This window comes from Neobacillus sp. YX16, from assembly GCF_030123505.1.
Taxonomy (GTDB): Bacteria; Bacillota; Bacilli; order Bacillales; family Cytobacillaceae; genus Neobacillus.
In genome coordinates, this window is record NZ_CP126115.1 from 5,102,392 (window position 1) to 5,119,868 (window position 17,477).

Consider the following 17,477-nt stretch of genomic DNA (forward strand, 5'->3'; position numbering starts at 1 on the left):
GCCTTCCGCCAGTATTTCTCGCTATCCGCCAGTATTTCTCGCTATCCGCCAGTATTTCTCGCCTTCCGCCAGTATTTCTCGCTATCCGCCAGTATTTCTCACCTTCCACCAGTATTTCTCGCTATCCGCCAGTATTTCTCCAAAACGCAAAGAACCGCCTGCCAATATGGCAAGCGGACCAAGATCTTATTAACCGATAGAACCTTCCATCTCGAACTTTATGAGACGATTCATTTCAACGGCATATTCCATTGGTAATTCCTTTGTAAATGGCTCAATGAAGCCCATAACAATCATTTCAGTAGCTTCTTGTTGTGAAATACCACGGCTCATCAAGTAGAAGAGCTGCTCTTCTGACACTTTAGAAACCTTAGCTTCATGTTCAAGAGAAATGTTGTCGTTTAAGATTTCATTGTATGGAATGGTATCAGAAGTTGACTGATTATCCATAATCAATGTATCACATTCGATATTCGCACGTGCACCATCGGCTTTACGTCCGAAGTGAACGACACCGCGATAGGTTACTTTACCGCCATGCTTAGAAATCGATTTTGAAACAATGGTTGAAGATGTGTTAGGAGCTAAGTGAATCATCTTTGCTCCAGCATCCTGGTGTTGACCTTTACCAGCAATGGCAATGGATAACGTCATTCCACGTGCGCCTTCGCCTTTAAGAATAACAGCAGGATATTTCATCGTTAATTTAGAACCGATGTTACCATCAATCCATTCCATTGTCGCATTCGCATCACAAACAGCACGCTTTGTAACAAGATTGAAGACATTGTTTGCCCAGTTTTGAATCGTTGTATAACGGCAATAAGCATCTTTTTTAATAACAATCTCAACAACTGCACTGTGAAGTGAGTTTGTTGTATAAACAGGTGCCGTACAGCCTTCTACATAATGAACATGCGCGCCTTCATCCACAATGATTAACGTACGCTCAAATTGTCCCATATTTTCAGAGTTAATACGGAAATAAGCCTGTAACGGAGTATCTACTTTAACTCCTTTTGGAACATAAATAAATGAACCACCTGACCATACTGCGGAGTTTAGTGCAGCAAACTTGTTATCTGTCGGAGGAATCGTTTTTCCAAAATGCTCACGGAAGATATCTTCATTCTCTCTTAAAGCAGAATCAGTATCTTTAAAAACAATACCCAAATCTTCAAGTTCTACCTTCATGTTATGGTATACAACCTCAGATTCGTACTGAGCAGATACACCTGCAAGGTACTTTTGCTCTGCTTCAGGAATACCAAGCTTATCAAACGTTGCTTTAATCTCTTCAGGGACTTCATCCCATGATTTTTCAGATTTCTCAGATGGTTTTACATAATAAGTGATTTCGTCAAAGTTTAACGGAGCTAAATCTCCGCCCCATTGCGGCATCGGCATTTTGTAAAAGTGCTCAAGTGATTTCAAACGGAAGTCAAGCATCCACTGCGGTTCGTTTTTTAATTTTGAAATCTCTTTTACAATATCACTTGTCAAACCACGCTTTGAACGAAATATGGAAACATCCTTATCGGCAAAACCGTATTTATAATCACCGATTTCCGGCATTTTTTTCGCCATCGACCTGTTCCTCCATTTCATAAACAAAAAGGGAATCTCTCCCTTTTTATTCTATTGTTGTTCCTCTTCAGTTAACCCTTTTTCCATTGCTTTCCACGCAAGCGTAGCACATTTGATTCTAGCTGGAAATTTAGAGACCCCTTGAAGTGCTTCAATATCACCTAGGTCAACATCCTCGTCATAATCCTTACCTTGAATCATATCAGAGAAAATCTTTGAAAGCCTGATAGCTTCCTCCACTTTCTTCCCTTTTATGGCTTGTGTCATCATTGAAGCAGATGACATAGAAATGGAGCAGCCTTCACCTTCGAAACGTACATCCTTAACGATCCCATCTTCAACCTTAAAGGTTAATTGAATCCGGTCGCCACAAGTAGGATTGTTCATATTGATGGTATGACTGCCATCCTCTAAAAGTCCGCGGTTTCGTGGTTTTTTATAATGGTCCATAATAACTTGACGGTAGAGTGCATCTAAATTAGAAGACATCGCTGAAATACTCCTTTGTTTTCACAAGTCCTTCAACTAGCTTATCAATATCGTCTTCTGTGTTGTATAAATAAAAGCTTGCACGAGCAGTTGCAGATGCCTTTAACCATTTCATCAATGGCTGTGCACAATGATGTCCTGCACGGACAGCAATGCCTTCTGCATCGAGAACAGTTGCAACATCATGTGGATGTACATCGCTAATATTAAAGGTAACAAGACCTGCACGTTTCGCAGCGTCTAATGGTCCATAAATCGTCATTCCAGGAACAGAAGACATTTTTTCCAATGCGTACGCTGCAAGCTTATGCTCGTGTTGTGCAATATTATCTAAGCCAATCTCATTTAAAAAATCAATTGCGGCACCAAGACCAATTGCACCTGCAATGATCGGTGTTCCGGCTTCAAACTTCCACGGCAGTTCTTTCCATGTTGATTCCTGTAAATGTACAAAATCAATCATTTCTCCGCCGAACTCAATCGGTTCCATTTTTTCTAACAAATGTTTCTTGCCATATAAAACTCCGATACCAGTTGGAGCACACATCTTATGTCCAGAAAAAGCTAAGAAATCACAATCTAAATCTTGAACATCTATTTTCATATGGGGTGCACTTTGCGCCCCATCTACTACCATAATAGCTCCATTTTCATGGGCAATTCTTGCAATTTCTTTAACCGGATTAATGACACCAAGCACATTCGATACCTGCATAACAGAAACAACACGTGTATTGGCTGTAATGGTTGCTTGAACATCATCAAGTGAAATCGTTCCATCTTCTTGAAGCGGGATGTATTTTAAAACTGCTCCCGTCCGCTTTGCTACCTGCTGCCAAGGAATGATGTTGCTGTGGTGCTCCATGTACGTAATGACAATCTCATCACCAACGTTTAAGTTCTCAGCTGCATAGCTCGCTGCAACTGTGTTTAAAGCTGTTGTTGTGCCCCGGGTAAAGATGACCTCTTGAGTTGATTTCGCATTAATAAACTTTCGAACCTTTTCCCGTGCCCCTTCGTAAGCATCTGTCGCGCGTGTTCCGAGCGTGTGGACACCACGATGGACATTGGAATTGATTTCTTTATAATATTTCTCCACTGTCTCTATCACTTGGATTGGCTTTTGTGAAGTAGCTGAGCTATCCAAATAGACAAGCGGTTTTCCATTTACTTCTTGATCTAAAATAGGAAATTGACGACGAATATCTAAGACATTCATTATCGTACTTTCCTTTCAATGACAGAAGTTAACTGCTTTTTAACTCCTTCAATTGGTAGCTGATTCACTACCGGTGCTAGGAAACCATGAATAACAAGACGTTCTGCTTCTTTTTTCGGAATTCCACGGCTCATTAGGTAGTATAGCTGTACAGGATCTACACGACCGACTGATGCAGCGTGACCAGCTGTAACATCATCTTCATCAATAAGAAGAATCGGGTTCGCATCTCCACGTGCCTTTTCGCTGAGCATAAGTACACGTGATTCCTGTTCCGCATTCGATTTTGATGCACCATGCAGGATATGGCCAATTCCATTAAAAATAGATGAAGCACTGTCCTTCATGACACCATGTTTTAAAATATAACCCTCTGTGTTTTTACCAAAATGAACAACCTTTGTTGTAAAGTTTTGTGTCTGTTCGCCACGTCCAACAACAACGGTTTTGGTATCACCATAAGCACCATCACCAACTAGGTTAGTGGTATTTTCTGAAATGGTATTTCCTTCATTCATTAAACCAAGTGCCCATTCAATTCGAGCATCTCTCCCAGCAGATCCACGACGATTCACATATGTTGTTATGCCCTTCGCAAGGGTATCAACAGCACCGTACTGAACCTTAGCACCAGCTTTTGCAATCACTTCCGTCACAATATTATATACACCATTGGCAGATTCAATCGTTGATAGATAGTTTTCTACGTAGGTAACAGAGCTATAATCATCTGCAACGACAATAACATGATTGAAAAGGTTCGCTTCAGCATCATCATGTAAATAAATAGAATGGATTGGTTCTTTGATTTCAACATTTTTAGGAATGTATAAGAATGCTCCACCATTTATAAGTGCTGCGTGGAAGGCAATTAGTCGATGTTCGTCTGTTTTAACAGCTTCTGTTAACAAGTATTTTTGCACAAGCTCGCTATGTTCACGAACGGCAGTAAAGATATCTGTGAAAATAACACCTTGCGCTTTTAATTCTTCTGACAAAGAAATATACGCAGGTGTTTGATTTCGCTGAATATATAAATTCTTAGCAGCAGCCTCATCACCTATTAATGCTTTTACTTCTTCAGGAAGCCCAGCAAGTGATGTGAAGACTTCACTTTTTACAGTATGATTATCAAATTGAGTGAAATTCCACTTATCAATTTTTGTTTTATCTGGTCTTGGCATTGGAAGGTTTTCGCTAAGCTCAAATGCATTTACACGAAATTCCTCCATCCAAGCGGGCTCGTTCATTTCTTTTGAAAAGGAACGAACAAAATCTTTATCAAATGATAAATTCGTTTCTGTTGTCATGATTATCCTCCTAACGCAAACTCTTACGCTTCTTGCCCAACTGTTTCATCTTCGATTCCGAGCTCTTGCTTGATCCAGTCATATCCTTCTGCTTCTAAGCGTTGTGCTAGTTCAGGTCCGCCTGATTTCACAATACGTCCCTGCATCATAACGTGCACATAGTCAGGAGTGATATAATTTAAAAGTCGTTGATAGTGAGTAATAACTAAACAGCCAAATTCTTCTCCACGCATTTGATTGATTCCTTTTGAAACAACCTTAAGGGCATCAATATCTAATCCAGAGTCAATTTCGTCTAAAATGGCGATTTTTGGCTCAAGCATCATTAATTGGAGAATTTCATTACGCTTCTTCTCTCCACCTGAAAATCCTTCATTTAAATAGCGTTGTGCCATATCAAGATCCATTTCAAGGTATTCCATCTGCTTATCCATTTTGCGAATAAATTTCATTAATGAAATTTCATTACCTTCTCCAAGACGGCTGTTAAGGGCAGAACGTAAGAAATCCGCATTTGTGACTCCGTTAATTTCACTTGGGTATTGCATCGCTAAAAATAGGCCAGCACGAGCTCGCTCGTCTACTTCCATTTCAAGAACGTTTTGATCGTCTAGAGTAATATTTCCGCTCGTTACTTCATATTTCGGGTGACCCATAATAGCAGAAGATAAAGTAGATTTACCAGTACCATTCGGTCCCATGATTGCGTGAATTTCTCCACCTTTTATTTCAAGGTTTACACCTTTTAAAATTTCTTTCCCATCAATTTCTACATGTAAATCTTTGATCGTTAATGTTGATCCAGCCATATATATACCTCCGCAAAGATAATTTTGTATCTTGTAGCCTCTAACACCGGCCCCAAAATTCTATTCTCACTTTATTCTCATTACAATCTTATAACAAATCGTATGTGTTAGCAACTTATAAACAGTATTAACATTTATAAAAAACTAAGAAAATTTATTTTCACTAAACACAAACCAATTGAGAATGAATAAGTATACAAGATATGTTTGTAATATAATAAATTCAGAATTTTTAAACTTGTGACCGCTTTATGTATCCACATACGAATAAAATCATAACGTATTTATCTCTATTTTGCCAAGACTTCCTCATTATTATTTCCTACCTATTTTTACCTATCCAATCGTATTCATGTATTTATACAAAGAAAAGCCAGTGAATCATGATCACCGGCTTCCTGCTTTCTTCCTATTTATTAGTACCTTTTAGACTAATTTTCCATAATGAGATTATTCTCCTGGTATAACAGCACCTTGGTACTTTTCTTGCAGGAATTTATTAATCTCCTCTGATTGTAAAACCTCTACAAGTGTTTTAATTTCTTCGCGGTCTTTGTCCTCAGAGCGAACGACAACAAGGTTTGCGGGCACAACATCATCGCCTTCAAATGCGATGCCATACTTTCCAATGTCAATACCGCCTTCTAATGCGTAGTTCGTATTAATAACGACCGCATCGCCTTCACCGCTATCGAAAGAAGAAGCTAATAGTTTTGCTTCAATTAGAGTTGAGAAATCAAGGTCCTTTGGATTTTCGACAATATCCTCAACTCTTGCACTCGCTCCAACGCCTTCTTTAAGCTTAATTAATCCTTCTTTTTCAAAAATAGGTAAAATACGTCCATGGTCACTTAGTGAATCACTCATAATAATTTTTGCACCTTTTGGAAGATCATTTAAGCTTTTGTATTTTTTTGAATAAATTCCGATTGGTTCCTTATGAATTCCACCAACACTTACAAAATCAAAATCTTTATTTTCTTCCATTTGCAGTTCTAAATACCCTGGTGTTTGAAAATAGTTTGCGTCGAGTTCTTTATCCCTTAACGCTACGTTTGGCAGGATATAATCTTGAAAAACTTGCACTTCTAGATCAATGCCTTTTTCCTTTAATAAAGGTTTTGCCGCTTCTAACACTTCCGCATGCGGTACAGCAGATGCTCCAACAACTAACTTTTTGTTTCCTTCTTCTCCTGCGTTATCTGCAGTATCGTTTTTAGCACCACCGCAAGCTGTGAGGGCAAGTGCTACTAACGCAATGATAATTAAACTAAATGCTTTTTTCATAATCTAACTCCTCCTGTTATCGTTTATCTGTTTTTTTTGTAAAATAATCTCCAATAAATTGGATGATAAAAACCAAAATTAAAATGGCAATCGTTGCAACTAACGTAACAATAGGTCTATTGCGCTGAAAACCTTCAAGGTAGGCAAAATGACCAAGTCCCCCTGCTCCAATTACCCCAGCCATTGCTGTAAAGCCTACTAGTGAAATAGCTGTAACCGTAAGCCCTGAAATTAATGCTGGCAAAGATTCCGGTATTAATACTTTAAAAATAATATGACCATGTGTTGCTCCCATTGATTGTGATGCCTCAATAACACCTTTATCGATTTCCCTAAGAGCAATCTCCACCATTCTTGCATAAAAAGGAGCTGCGCCAATAATTAAGGCAGGCAGCGCTGCATTTGCACCAAGCATAGTTCCAACCAATAATTTTGTAAAAGGAATTAATAATACAATTAAGATAATAAAGGGTATGGACCTGAAAATATTAACAAATCCAGCAATAATAACATTTACACCTCTATTTTCCCACATATTACCTTTACCTGTTAGAAATAATAGCAGACCAAGCACCAATCCCAAAATAAATGTAGTAAGGACTGAAATGGAAGTCATATAAAGGGTTTCACGTGTGGCTTCTAATAATTGAGTCCACTTTACCATTTCCGTAAAGTTAGCCATTACTAATCACCTCCACGCCGACTTGCTGAGAGCGAATGTAGTCTACTGCCTTGTTAACTTCTAGTTCGTCGCCATCAAGATGTATAAAAAGCGTCCCATAGGAACCACTTTGCGTTTGTGAAATTTTCCCCTGCAAAATATTGACTGTAACATTATTTTGACGGATTAAATTGGTGATTAACGGTTGCTCGACTGAATCGCCGATAAAGGATAATTGAACGACCTGACCTGATTGATAGCGTTCTAGCAAATGTTCAGCTGTCTCTTTTGTTTCTTCAGGCTCTGTAACCTGCTGAACAAAACGCTTCGTAATTGGCTGCTGCGGATTTTTAAATACATCTAACACATGGCCAAGCTCTACGATTCTCCCACTTTCCATAACTGCTACTCGATGACAGATCTTACGAATAACATGCATTTCATGTGTAATTAACACAATGGTTAATCCCAGCCTTTTATTGATATCGACTAACAAATCCAGGATGGAATCAGTAGTCTGTGGATCTAGCGCTGACGTTGCTTCATCACAAAGCAGTACTTTGGGATTATTAGCGAGCGCACGGGCAATTCCTACACGCTGTTTTTGACCGCCGCTAAGCTGTGATGGATAAGCATTTTCTCTTCCTTCAAGACCAACTAATTTGATTAGTTCATTTACCCGCTTTTTCCTTTCTGGTCCATTAACACCAGCAATTTCTAATGGAAAGGCGATATTCTCACTTACTGTCCTTGACCAAAGCAAGTTAAAATGCTGAAAAATCATACTAATTTCCTGACGTGCTTTTCTGAGCTCTCTGCCCCTAATTTTTGATATAACCCGTCCAGCTACCGTAACAGTCCCTGCTGTCGGAAGCTCTAGTCCATTAAGCATTCGTATTAAGGTACTTTTACCAGCACCGCTATATCCGATTACACCAAAAATTTCTCCTTCTTTTATTTCTAAATTTACTTCATCGACTGCTTTAAGCTGTCCCTGTTTAGAAGGAAACACTTTTTGGACATCTTTTATCGAAATCATTCCATCACCTACTTTTATCCAATTAAAAATGAATTGCAAAAACTCCAACCAGATTGTACCGCTTAAATATAGGGTTTGATTGTTTTCAGAAAAACATTCTTATATTAGAAATTAAAAAGCCTTTCTGCAGAGGGCAGAAAGGCATCATAAATAAAAACCTTTCTCCCATCTTCCAAAGCAATCGCTTTGTGTGAATTGGCACCATTTCAATATTAATATTGACGGTTGCCGGGCTTCATCGGGCACATCCCTCCACCTCTCTTGATAAGAGCTATAGCATTCTATATTTAATTAACACGTTCACGGATTAAAGCAATCATTTTAGTACGAAAGTAATCTTAACACGGATAAAAAGTGGTGTCAAACAAATTATCTTCTTATTTTGAATAAACTTTAATCTTACTTTACGCTTTTGCTTTTATGGAAGAAATACCTGTGGCGGACTCAATTGCTGATTCAAGATCCTCGATTAGATCTTCCACATTCTCAATGCCTATGGAAAGTCGAATTAAGTCCTCAGAAACACCAGCTGCCTTTAGTCCTTCTGCATCTAACTGCTGGTGAGTAGTGCTGGCAGGATGGATAATTAAGCTTTTCGCATCCCCAACATTCGCTACATGGGCGAAAAGTGTAATCGAATCAATTAATTTTGCTCCTGCATCTCTTCCACCTTTTATACCAAAAACAACCATAGATCCTGCACCCTTAGGTAAATACTTACTTGCCAATTCATTATCAGGATGTGAAGTGTGGCCAGGATAGGATACCCACTCTACTGCAGGATGCTTTAATAAATAATCCACTACTTCCTTAGTATTAGCAACATGTTCCTTCATTCGGACATGCAGGGTTTCAAGACCAAGAGTGAATTGAAAGGCATTTTGCGGACTTAAAGAAGGTCCTAAGTCACGTAATAATTGTACACGAGCTTTGATAATATAAGCTACAGCACCTAATGCTTCAGCGTAAACAAGATCATGATAACTAGGATCCGGGGTGGTAAAGCCTGGGAATTTAGGTGAATTCCAGTCGAACTTGCCACCGTCTACAATAACACCTCCAGTTGATGTCCCATTCCCTAAAAGCCATTTCGTTGCTGAATGTATAACAATATCTGCCCCATATTCTATGGGTCTGCATAGATAAGGTGTGGCAAAGGTATTATCAATAATTAATGGAACTCCTGCTTCATGGGCAATTTCTGCTACTTTTTCAATATCAAGAACTCGTAAAGACGGATTACCAATCGTCTCAGCAAATACAGCTTTTGTTTTTTCATTGATTGCAGCGCGGAAATTTTCTGGATCTTCAGGGTCAACAAACTTAACCTTGATTCCGTACTTCGGAAGTGTAACAGCAAATAAATTGTACGTTCCACCATATAAAGTCGATGCCGAAACGATTTCATCACCTGCTTCTGCAATATTTAAGATTGACAAGGTAATGGCAGCCATTCCGCTTGCTACTGCTAAAGCCCCGACTCCACCCTCCAACAGTGTAACTCTTTCTTCGAAAACAGTAGTTGTTGGATTATGGATTCGAGTATATATGTATCCAGTCTCTTTCAACGCAAAAAGATTTGCTGCATGTTCCGTATTTTTGAATTGGTAGGCATTATTTTGGTAAATCGGTACGGCCCGTGCACCTGTTACTGGGTCTGGTGCCAATCCGCCATGAACACTCAAAGTTTCAAATCGATAATTTTTTTGATTTTCCCCCATACTAACACTCCTCCATTTTTTAAACTTAAAAACCCCCTCCTTAAGAAGAGGGGGTCTCTCTCCTTATCTGCCAGAGTAGTTACTCTGCTGGAATTAGCACCGTGTTGTCAAACCGGTTGCCGGGCATCGCAGGGCCAGTCCCTCCGCCTCTCTGGATAAGAAATTATTGAATTGTAGAATTAATCGAATATTTTAAAAGAATAATACACCAAATCATGGAAATCTTCAATAGATTTAGAAATTTTTCTTAGTAAACTGTCTTTCTGGGTTAGAGAAAAAACGAAAGTGAATAATCCACTCTCGTTTTTCTCAATCATTCTACTTTTGTGTAGGACTAATTTTAGAAACTAGAGATTCTGAAACAACACCAACTCCGCCTAATACATTTACCTGAACTAGGTTCAATGAGGCCAAGTAAGCTTTAGTAGCTTCTGGTAAGGCTTCAGTTACTAAAACAATACCTGTTTGGTCTTTAGCAGCTAATGCAGCTCCCGCTAAGCTATCTGGGAAGTTGTCACCAGTTGCTACGTAAACAAAGTTTGCATCTAAGTCAAAATGTTTAGCAACTGCCACATTTGTATCATATCTTGTTTGTCCGCTAACACGAGTAGCACTTGGTAATTTTTTAGCAACATCATCCGATACAACTCCGTTACCGCCAATTACTAATGTTTTAGTTGCGCCTAAGTCTTTAACAGCTGTTTTTGTTTCAGCTGGGAGGTTTTTGGAATCATTTACCAATAAGATTGGTAATCCTTTTGCTCCTGCAAATGATGCAACTGATAAAGCGTCTGGGAAGTTAAAGCCATTTACTACTACAACCTCTTCGGAACCTTCTGGAGCAACTACTTGCGCAACTGCTGCTGCAGTTTCAAAACGGTTATCACCAGCTAATCTTTCAACTTCAATTCCAAGTTTAGTTAATTGGTTTTCTACTGCTGATGAAATTGCACCAGTTCCACCAAGGATATATACCTTTTTAGCTCCTAGTCTTTCAATCTCAGCTTGGGTAGACTTGTTTAATTCATTGCTAGAAGTTAAAAGAAGTGGAGAGTCATACTTAGCTGCTAATGGAACACCCGCTAAGGCGTCAGCGTACACATCACCACGAGCAAGTACAACTACATCAGATTGCTCCCAACCCTTTTTACTTACTTCTACAGAAGTATCATATCGAGATGCACCAGCTATACGTTCAACAGCTGATTCGCGGTAAATATTTACTTCTTTCGTTGTTTTGTTACCTGCAACGTCTTCAAGCTCAAGTGTAAATGTATTGTTACCTGGCTCTAATGTTAATTCTGTTGATACTTCTTTTTCAATACCCTTCATTACGAAGTTTTCAAAAGCAAATTGGTGGTTAAATTCTTCATTTCCATCCACTTTGTATTGAAGCTCTTCGAAATTATCAGAGATGGTAGCTTTTAATGTTACTTTATCAACATTTGGTTTTACACTTGTAGGAACGTCAAGCTCAAGCTTCGGTGCAGTTGTATCAACAACAAGATCTCGAACTAGGTAATCAATCTCATTACCGGCAACGTCTTTACCAGAAATTCTAACTTCTTGGACACCATCTTCTTCAAAAGTAACGGTTGTGCTGAACTCATAACGAGATTTTTCATCATTCCAAACTAGCTCAACTGATTTACCAGCTACTTTGAAATCAGTAACCTTTGAATTATCTGTTAGATAACCAGCAACAGGCAGTTCATGAGAAGTGTAAACATTTGTAGCTCCAATTGAAGTTACATGGATGAATGGAATAGTAGAGTCGTTAGCACCTTCTACAACTACATTAGAAGAGTTTCCAGCGAAGTCATATGCAACAACTTCTACAGTACCGCCTACTGGAGCTTTAGCAAATGTATAATCAGTTGCAGTTCCAGCTAATGGCAGATCATCCTCACCAAACACTGATTCACCGTTTACAAGGATATCATAGTAAGCTACTCCTGATCCATTTTCATCAGATGAACTTAATGTTAGCTTGTCCCCTTTAACACTTGCAGTCAATTCTGGTGCTGCAGTATCAACTACAACAGGGAAGGTAACCTTTTGTGGTTCTTTTCCTTCAAAATCAATAGTAGATGAGATTTCATAGAAATATTCACCATCTGCTACTAATTTGTTTTTCACTGTTCCATCCCATGCTGCAGCGGTCTTAATATAATATTGAGCTCCTCTGCCGCCATCGTTGAAGTTTTTACGAACTAATTCTTCAGAATTTAATTTACGAAGAACATTTCCTTCTTTATCAACAATCTTGTATTCTACTGATTTAGCATTTCTTAAGAAAGATAGAATTGGCATCGCATCATCACTTACACCGTCACCATTTGGAGAGAATGCAATGTTTTCATCTTTAAATGAATCATCAGCAGGGTTAAATCCTAAGTAATTGTAATTGTCATCTCCAGCAGATGTCACCATTCCTGTATGGCCATAGAAATATTTTTCTTCAAAGTTTTCATCATATCTGCTTGTGTCAATGATAGGTGCTTTATTCCAATCACCATTAAAGCCAACATATGGTACATTAACTGTCGGATTCTCGTCATTAACATCTGTTAATGTTACGAAACCTTCTACAAAATAGCCATTTTCAAATAATTCGTCTAGTGGAGCATTGTAACCCCATTCAACAGTATTTGTTAAGTCAACTGTTACAGTAACTGAAGCACTTCCATTTGCAGGAACTGTCAGCTCTTTTGTACTAAAGGAGATTGGGAATTCTCCAACCCATGGCGCAGCTTCAGAGATTGTGCCTGCTTTGTAGATACCTTGAGATTCTAATCGGTCTACTCCGTCAATGTTTAAATCTGTTAGAACATTACCACTTACATTATAAGTTACTGCTTTGTCTGAGAAGTTTTCAGCCTTTAATGCAAAAGTTGCTTTATTATCTTTAATTTCCTTCAAGGCAACTTTTGCTTCATTTGTAGCAGTGTTTGTAACCACTACTGGAGTGCTTAATGCTGAATGAAGCTGCATTAAACCTGCACCTTGGCGGCGTGGAGAATAAGGATTATGCATATATGCTGCATTATATGTTCCTTTATCCTCTACTACCTTACTTGTGTTCATCAAGATATTTTTAGCCATATTTACTTTTGCTGCACCTGTGAGATTAGGGAAATCTTTTTCTACTCGCTCAAGGACAAGGGCAGAACCACCTGATACGTGAGGAGCAGCCATTGATGTACCACTCATTGTTCCGTACTTGTCATTATTAAGTGTAGAAAGAATATTCCCACCTGGTGCTGTAATTTCAGGCTTAAAGTCTAGGTTTGGAGTTACACCCCAAGATGTAAAGCTTGACATTTGATTAGCAGTAGGGTTTGCAGCAGTAACTTGGTCCCCTTGGAATTGAACTGTTACTGGTGTACCAGCCGCTAATTGAGCTTTTAATAAATCTCCATCTGTTTTCAGCATAAATAGCTGTGGAATCTTAATATCTGGAGATGTTGCCATGCTGACATAACCATCAGAATGGTTATAAATAATAACCCCAGCAGCACCTGCAGCTTGTGCATTTAGCGCTTTAACAACGAAATCAAGAGTTCCACGTTGGATTAATGCATATTTCCCTGTAAAATCCTTACCTGCAAATTGTTCAGGAAGACCAATACCAGCGTCTAGGATTTCGTATGATTGACCTTGAGCAGGTTCTACAGCACTTGCAGATAAGAATGGAGCTTTTCCTGTTGTTTCGCCAAATGAATAAGTTGCTGCAAATAAGTCAATAAAACTATTTTCAAGTGAAGCAACCTGTAAGGAATTAGTAGATAAACCTGGTGAACCTACAACACCTTTATCAGGATTTGCTGCTAGCGGATTAAAGTATCCATCACCAAAATGATTGGAGTTACCTGCAGAAATAGACATTAACACACCATTATCTATTCCTCTTTGAACAGCCATTTGCTCAGGATCATCAGGTAGTACAAATGCACCAGTTGAACCTAAACTCATGTTAACAACATCAGCATCAAGCTGGATTGCATCATCAATCGCTTTGATGATAATGTCACTCCATGTTGAAGGCATCTCTGGGTCATTTCCGAATACTTTCATTGCAAGTAATTGAGCTTCAGGTGCAACCCCTTTTATGCCGCCTTCTGCTTCGTTACCATTGGCCCCAACAGTACCTGCAACGTGCATTCCATGCATAGAAGCGTCTGGGCCGATGTCAAGAATTTCGTTATTTTCATCATAATAGTTATAACCGTAAGGGACCTTCTCAGTAAAGAATTGTCCAAGAACTTCTTTATCTTTAACTGCAGCTTCAACTTCTGCTTTAGTTAAATCTGCTTTGGAAGCATCAGTTAAAACCATATCTTTATGGCTAGGATCGATACCGGTATCAACAACAGCAACTACCATTCCTTCGCCTTTTACTCCATAATCATCCCAAGTGGCTTGAGCTTGGACGATGTCTTTACTATATTTCATTTCCGGAGTAGTTTCCGGACGCTGATATTCATTTGCAATTGTTACCTTTGTTACTCCTTCAACACTTCTAAGTGCAGCAACTTGACCGTATTCGACAATTCCACTAAATCCGTTAACAGCTGTAGTGAAATTTTGCTTGTATTGCATCTTTACTGCCTTAGCAGCAATTTTTGATTTAACAGCATTTTGTTCTTTCAAAATATCATTTTGAAGCTTTTCTTTAACAGATGCAGATAATTCATTATATTTCTTGCCTTGCTTTGTTGCATATGTAATCGCCGGTTCACCTTCGACTTCAACAATTACACGAACCTTATCACGCTTTTTGTATCCTGCTTCTTTTTCAAAATTTTGACCCTTTGGCATGTTAATTGACTTTGCAAAATCCCTTTGTGGTTTTACGGTTTCTGACTTTAATACCGGCTTACTAACAGTAGCAGCCATTGCTGAGTTAGAGAACATAAGCAATGATGCAAGTGCTAGTGATACACTACCTTTAATTTTCAAACCCTTTCCCCCCTAATGAGATAAATAAAAACCAAATCAAATAGTTTGTCTCATAATAAGAATACGATATATAAAAATATCACTCCCTCTCCCATATTCAGAATTGTTGTACTATTTTAGTTTAGTAATAATTTTACAAATAGTCAAATAATATTTTAGAAAAATTAGGATAAGTTTCCTATTAATTGTAAAGATAAAATACCTACTGTTTAGACAAAAAAAAACAGATACCTAAGTATCTGTTTTAGTTAAAATGATGTTTTAATCTTTCATATAAAAACGGAACGGATTGAAAAGCATAGATTGTATCAACAATCTCACCATTTTTTATAAAAATAAGGCAGGGAACACTTTCAATTTCAAACTGTTTCGCCAGTTCTGAGTTATAATTTAAATTAATCTTTCCCATTTCGACGTCAACCATTTTCTCAATAATTTGCAGCATTCTCGATGCTACCTGACAAGTTCCACATAAAGGGGTATAGAAGTAAATGAGTCCGGATGAATGATTTTTTAAGAATGATGATACTTCATCAAGGTTCCAATCGTTCATTTTTTTAACCCATCTCTAAAAATTCAGAATGAACATCGATATTAGCGCCTAAAAGAACGGTAGCTAGATGGTACACTGGAGCAGTGGCTACTTCGCGGTACATTCTGTCTATATAGATATGCTCCGCTTTAGGGAACTCCCTCTTCAATTGTTTGCGCAGCTTTTCACCAGCATCATCAGCATCAACAAGGATATAGACCTCTTTATCTTCGAGAGAATCAATTAATTCATCCAATTTAGACATACTAATGGTACCATTTGTACAAACAATATCCATCGGTTCCTTCAGGATACTTTTTACCTTTTTCTTATCTGATTTTCCTTCAACAATCAGAACTTTATCACCATACGTGTCATTCATCATTCATCACCTATACGAAAGAAAGTTATTTGTTGATGTTAACATATTCAATAAATTTAATAACGTGTCTATATGTTAACTATACCACGATAGACCTTTTAATAATAGGTGTTTGCTTATAGGTACATGTACTAGCACCATCCACCATCATCACAATCGGTATATTTTGCATCTGGCTGTTCTGTCACTGTCACATTCTGAAATATTTTTCTTTGTTCTACTTCAAATCGCTGATCTAACTGGAAAGTCATGTCTCCCGGCAGCTGAATCTTTCCAATTGAAGTATTATCAAGAAATAATTCCATTTCACCATTTTTCATTTTACCAACTACTCGATCTGTCACATCAATTTTCTGTTGTTTCAATGTCATTCCAAGATCCCCTTTTGTAAAAGTTTATTATAGTATCCCCTAGTTTTAGAATATACAAGGTGCGAATTTTTCCCATAAAAAAAACACCTTAGGAACAAGGTGTTTAGGTACTATTAGTCTTCTTTAATCATTGCTTCATATTGTTCTGCAGTCATTAGGTTGTCCAATTCACTGCTATTAGAAGGCTCAATGACAATCATCCATGCTTTTTCATATGGAGATTCGTTTACGAATTCAGGGCTGTCACTTAAATCTTCGTTAACTTCAACAACCTTACCACTTAGCGGCGCATATAATTCAGAAACTGTTTTTACAGATTCAACACTGCCAAATGGTTCATCTGCAGTCACTTCATCGCCGACTTCAGGAAGTTCAACAAAAACGATGTCGCCTAACTCAGATTGTGCAAAGTGAGTGATCCCTACACGGACTGTTTCTCCTTCAAGCTTTACCCACTCATGTTCCTCAGAATAACGCAATTCCTTTGGTGTAGTCATTACAAAATCCCTCCATTATTTTCTAAAATTCTATCATCGACATATATCGATTTTACCTTAATAACTTTTTGAAAAGTATTGATATGCTTATAACCACATTTTCTCATACTCTTCTTCTTTAAAGCCTACTGTTACTTTTTCCCCATCCGTTACTAATGGTCTTTTGATTAGCATCCCATCCGAGGCTAACAAATCTAGCAGCTCATCTTCTGAAGCAGTGGATATTTTATCCTTAATACCCAGTTCACGATACTTTTGCCCGCTTGTATTAAAGAACTTCTTTAATTCAAGGTTGCTTTTTTCGTAATAATCCTGAAGTTCTGCCTTAGTCGGTGGGTGTTCAACAATATGTATTTCTTTGTAGGAAAGATGATGTGCATCCAGCCATTTCTTTGCATTTCGACATGTACCACATTTCGGATACCAGTAAAAAGTAAGAGACATCCCTTCCACCTCCTCTGCACAAAACATCTAATGACGTCATCGTCACTTGAATAGTAACATAACGAGAAAAAAAGTAAAAATGCTTCCCTTACAAAAATTCGACTAATTCTGCGTATTTCCTGCTAAACTAACAGAAAAATTTAGACTCCCAACAAACGCCAGGAGCC

General features: G+C 38.2%; 15 protein-coding genes and 2 riboswitches. All 15 genes read right to left on the reverse strand.

The window, feature by feature from the left end:
• Window positions 1–189: 189 nt before the first annotated feature.
• The 15 genes from sufB to QNH48_RS25380 all read right to left on the reverse strand — a co-directional run bounded on the left by sufB (window position 190) and on the right by QNH48_RS25380 (window position 17,310).
• Window positions 190–1,587, reverse strand: coding sequence for a Fe-S cluster assembly protein SufB (gene sufB, locus QNH48_RS25310; RefSeq protein ID WP_133369147.1), 1,398 nt, complete (start codon window positions 1,585–1,587; stop codon window positions 190–192).
• Between the two features lie 51 nt (window positions 1,588–1,638).
• A complete protein-coding gene (gene sufU, locus QNH48_RS25315; protein ID WP_283952472.1) occupies window positions 1,639–2,076 on the reverse strand; it encodes a Fe-S cluster assembly sulfur transfer protein SufU in 438 nt (145 codons plus the stop codon).
• Window positions 2,066–3,295 (reverse strand): cysteine desulfurase, encoded by a 1,230-nt coding sequence (locus QNH48_RS25320; RefSeq protein ID WP_283952473.1) that lies wholly within the window; start codon window positions 3,293–3,295, stop codon window positions 2,066–2,068. The genes sufU and QNH48_RS25320 overlap by 11 nt, the downstream gene beginning before the upstream one ends.
• Window positions 3,295–4,605 carry a Fe-S cluster assembly protein SufD gene (gene sufD, locus QNH48_RS25325; RefSeq protein ID WP_283952474.1) on the reverse strand — a complete coding sequence of 437 codons (1,311 nt, stop codon included), beginning with the start codon at window positions 4,603–4,605 and terminating at the stop codon, window positions 3,295–3,297. The genes QNH48_RS25320 and sufD overlap by 1 nt, the downstream gene beginning before the upstream one ends.
• 23 nt (window positions 4,606–4,628) lie before the next feature.
• Window positions 4,629–5,414, reverse strand: a complete 786-nt coding sequence (gene sufC, locus QNH48_RS25330; RefSeq protein WP_133369143.1) for a Fe-S cluster assembly ATPase SufC — start codon at window positions 5,412–5,414, stop codon at window positions 4,629–4,631.
• Between the two features lie 450 nt (window positions 5,415–5,864).
• Complete coding sequence (locus tag QNH48_RS25335) at window positions 5,865–6,701, reverse strand: MetQ/NlpA family ABC transporter substrate-binding protein (RefSeq protein WP_095250794.1); 837 nt, start codon at window positions 6,699–6,701, stop codon at window positions 5,865–5,867.
• 16 nt (window positions 6,702–6,717) lie between these two features.
• Window positions 6,718–7,383 (reverse strand): methionine ABC transporter permease, encoded by a 666-nt coding sequence (locus tag QNH48_RS25340; protein WP_283952475.1) that lies wholly within the window; start codon window positions 7,381–7,383, stop codon window positions 6,718–6,720.
• Window positions 7,376–8,401: a methionine ABC transporter ATP-binding protein gene (locus QNH48_RS25345; protein ID WP_283952476.1), complete on the reverse strand. Its 1,026-nt coding sequence runs from the start codon at window positions 8,399–8,401 to the stop codon at window positions 7,376–7,378. The genes QNH48_RS25340 and QNH48_RS25345 overlap by 8 nt, the downstream gene beginning before the upstream one ends.
• Window positions 8,402–8,563: 162 nt before the next feature.
• A riboswitch (SAM riboswitch) is annotated at window positions 8,564–8,672 on the reverse strand.
• 133 nt (window positions 8,673–8,805) lie between these two features.
• A complete protein-coding gene (locus QNH48_RS25350; protein WP_283952477.1) occupies window positions 8,806–10,122 on the reverse strand; it encodes an O-acetylhomoserine aminocarboxypropyltransferase/cysteine synthase family protein in 1,317 nt (438 codons plus the stop codon).
• 60 nt (window positions 10,123–10,182) lie between these two features.
• Window positions 10,183–10,284, reverse strand: a riboswitch (SAM riboswitch).
• Between the two features lie 156 nt (window positions 10,285–10,440).
• The gene (locus tag QNH48_RS25355) at window positions 10,441–15,084 is read right to left on the reverse strand and encodes a cell wall-binding repeat-containing protein (RefSeq protein ID WP_283952478.1); all 4,644 of its coding nucleotides are present in this window, start codon (window positions 15,082–15,084) and stop codon (window positions 10,441–10,443) included.
• A gap of 244 nt (window positions 15,085–15,328) precedes the next feature.
• Window positions 15,329–15,637 (reverse strand): thioredoxin family protein, encoded by a 309-nt coding sequence (locus QNH48_RS25360; protein WP_283952479.1) that lies wholly within the window; start codon window positions 15,635–15,637, stop codon window positions 15,329–15,331.
• Window positions 15,638–15,641: 4 nt separating this feature from the next.
• Entirely contained in the window at window positions 15,642–15,998 is a 357-nt protein-coding gene (locus tag QNH48_RS25365) for a toprim domain-containing protein (RefSeq protein ID WP_283955888.1), read from the reverse strand.
• Window positions 15,999–16,129: 131 nt separating this feature from the next.
• The gene (locus QNH48_RS25370; RefSeq protein WP_283952480.1) at window positions 16,130–16,369 is read right to left on the reverse strand and encodes a YusG family protein; all 240 of its coding nucleotides are present in this window, start codon (window positions 16,367–16,369) and stop codon (window positions 16,130–16,132) included.
• A 113-nt stretch (window positions 16,370–16,482) separates the two neighbouring features.
• Window positions 16,483–16,866: a glycine cleavage system protein GcvH gene (gene gcvH / locus QNH48_RS25375; protein WP_133369137.1), complete on the reverse strand. Its 384-nt coding sequence runs from the start codon at window positions 16,864–16,866 to the stop codon at window positions 16,483–16,485.
• An 87-nt stretch (window positions 16,867–16,953) separates the two neighbouring features.
• Entirely contained in the window at window positions 16,954–17,310 is a 357-nt protein-coding gene (locus QNH48_RS25380; protein WP_095250801.1) for an arsenate reductase family protein, read from the reverse strand.
• Between the last annotated feature and the right edge of the window lie 167 nt (window positions 17,311–17,477).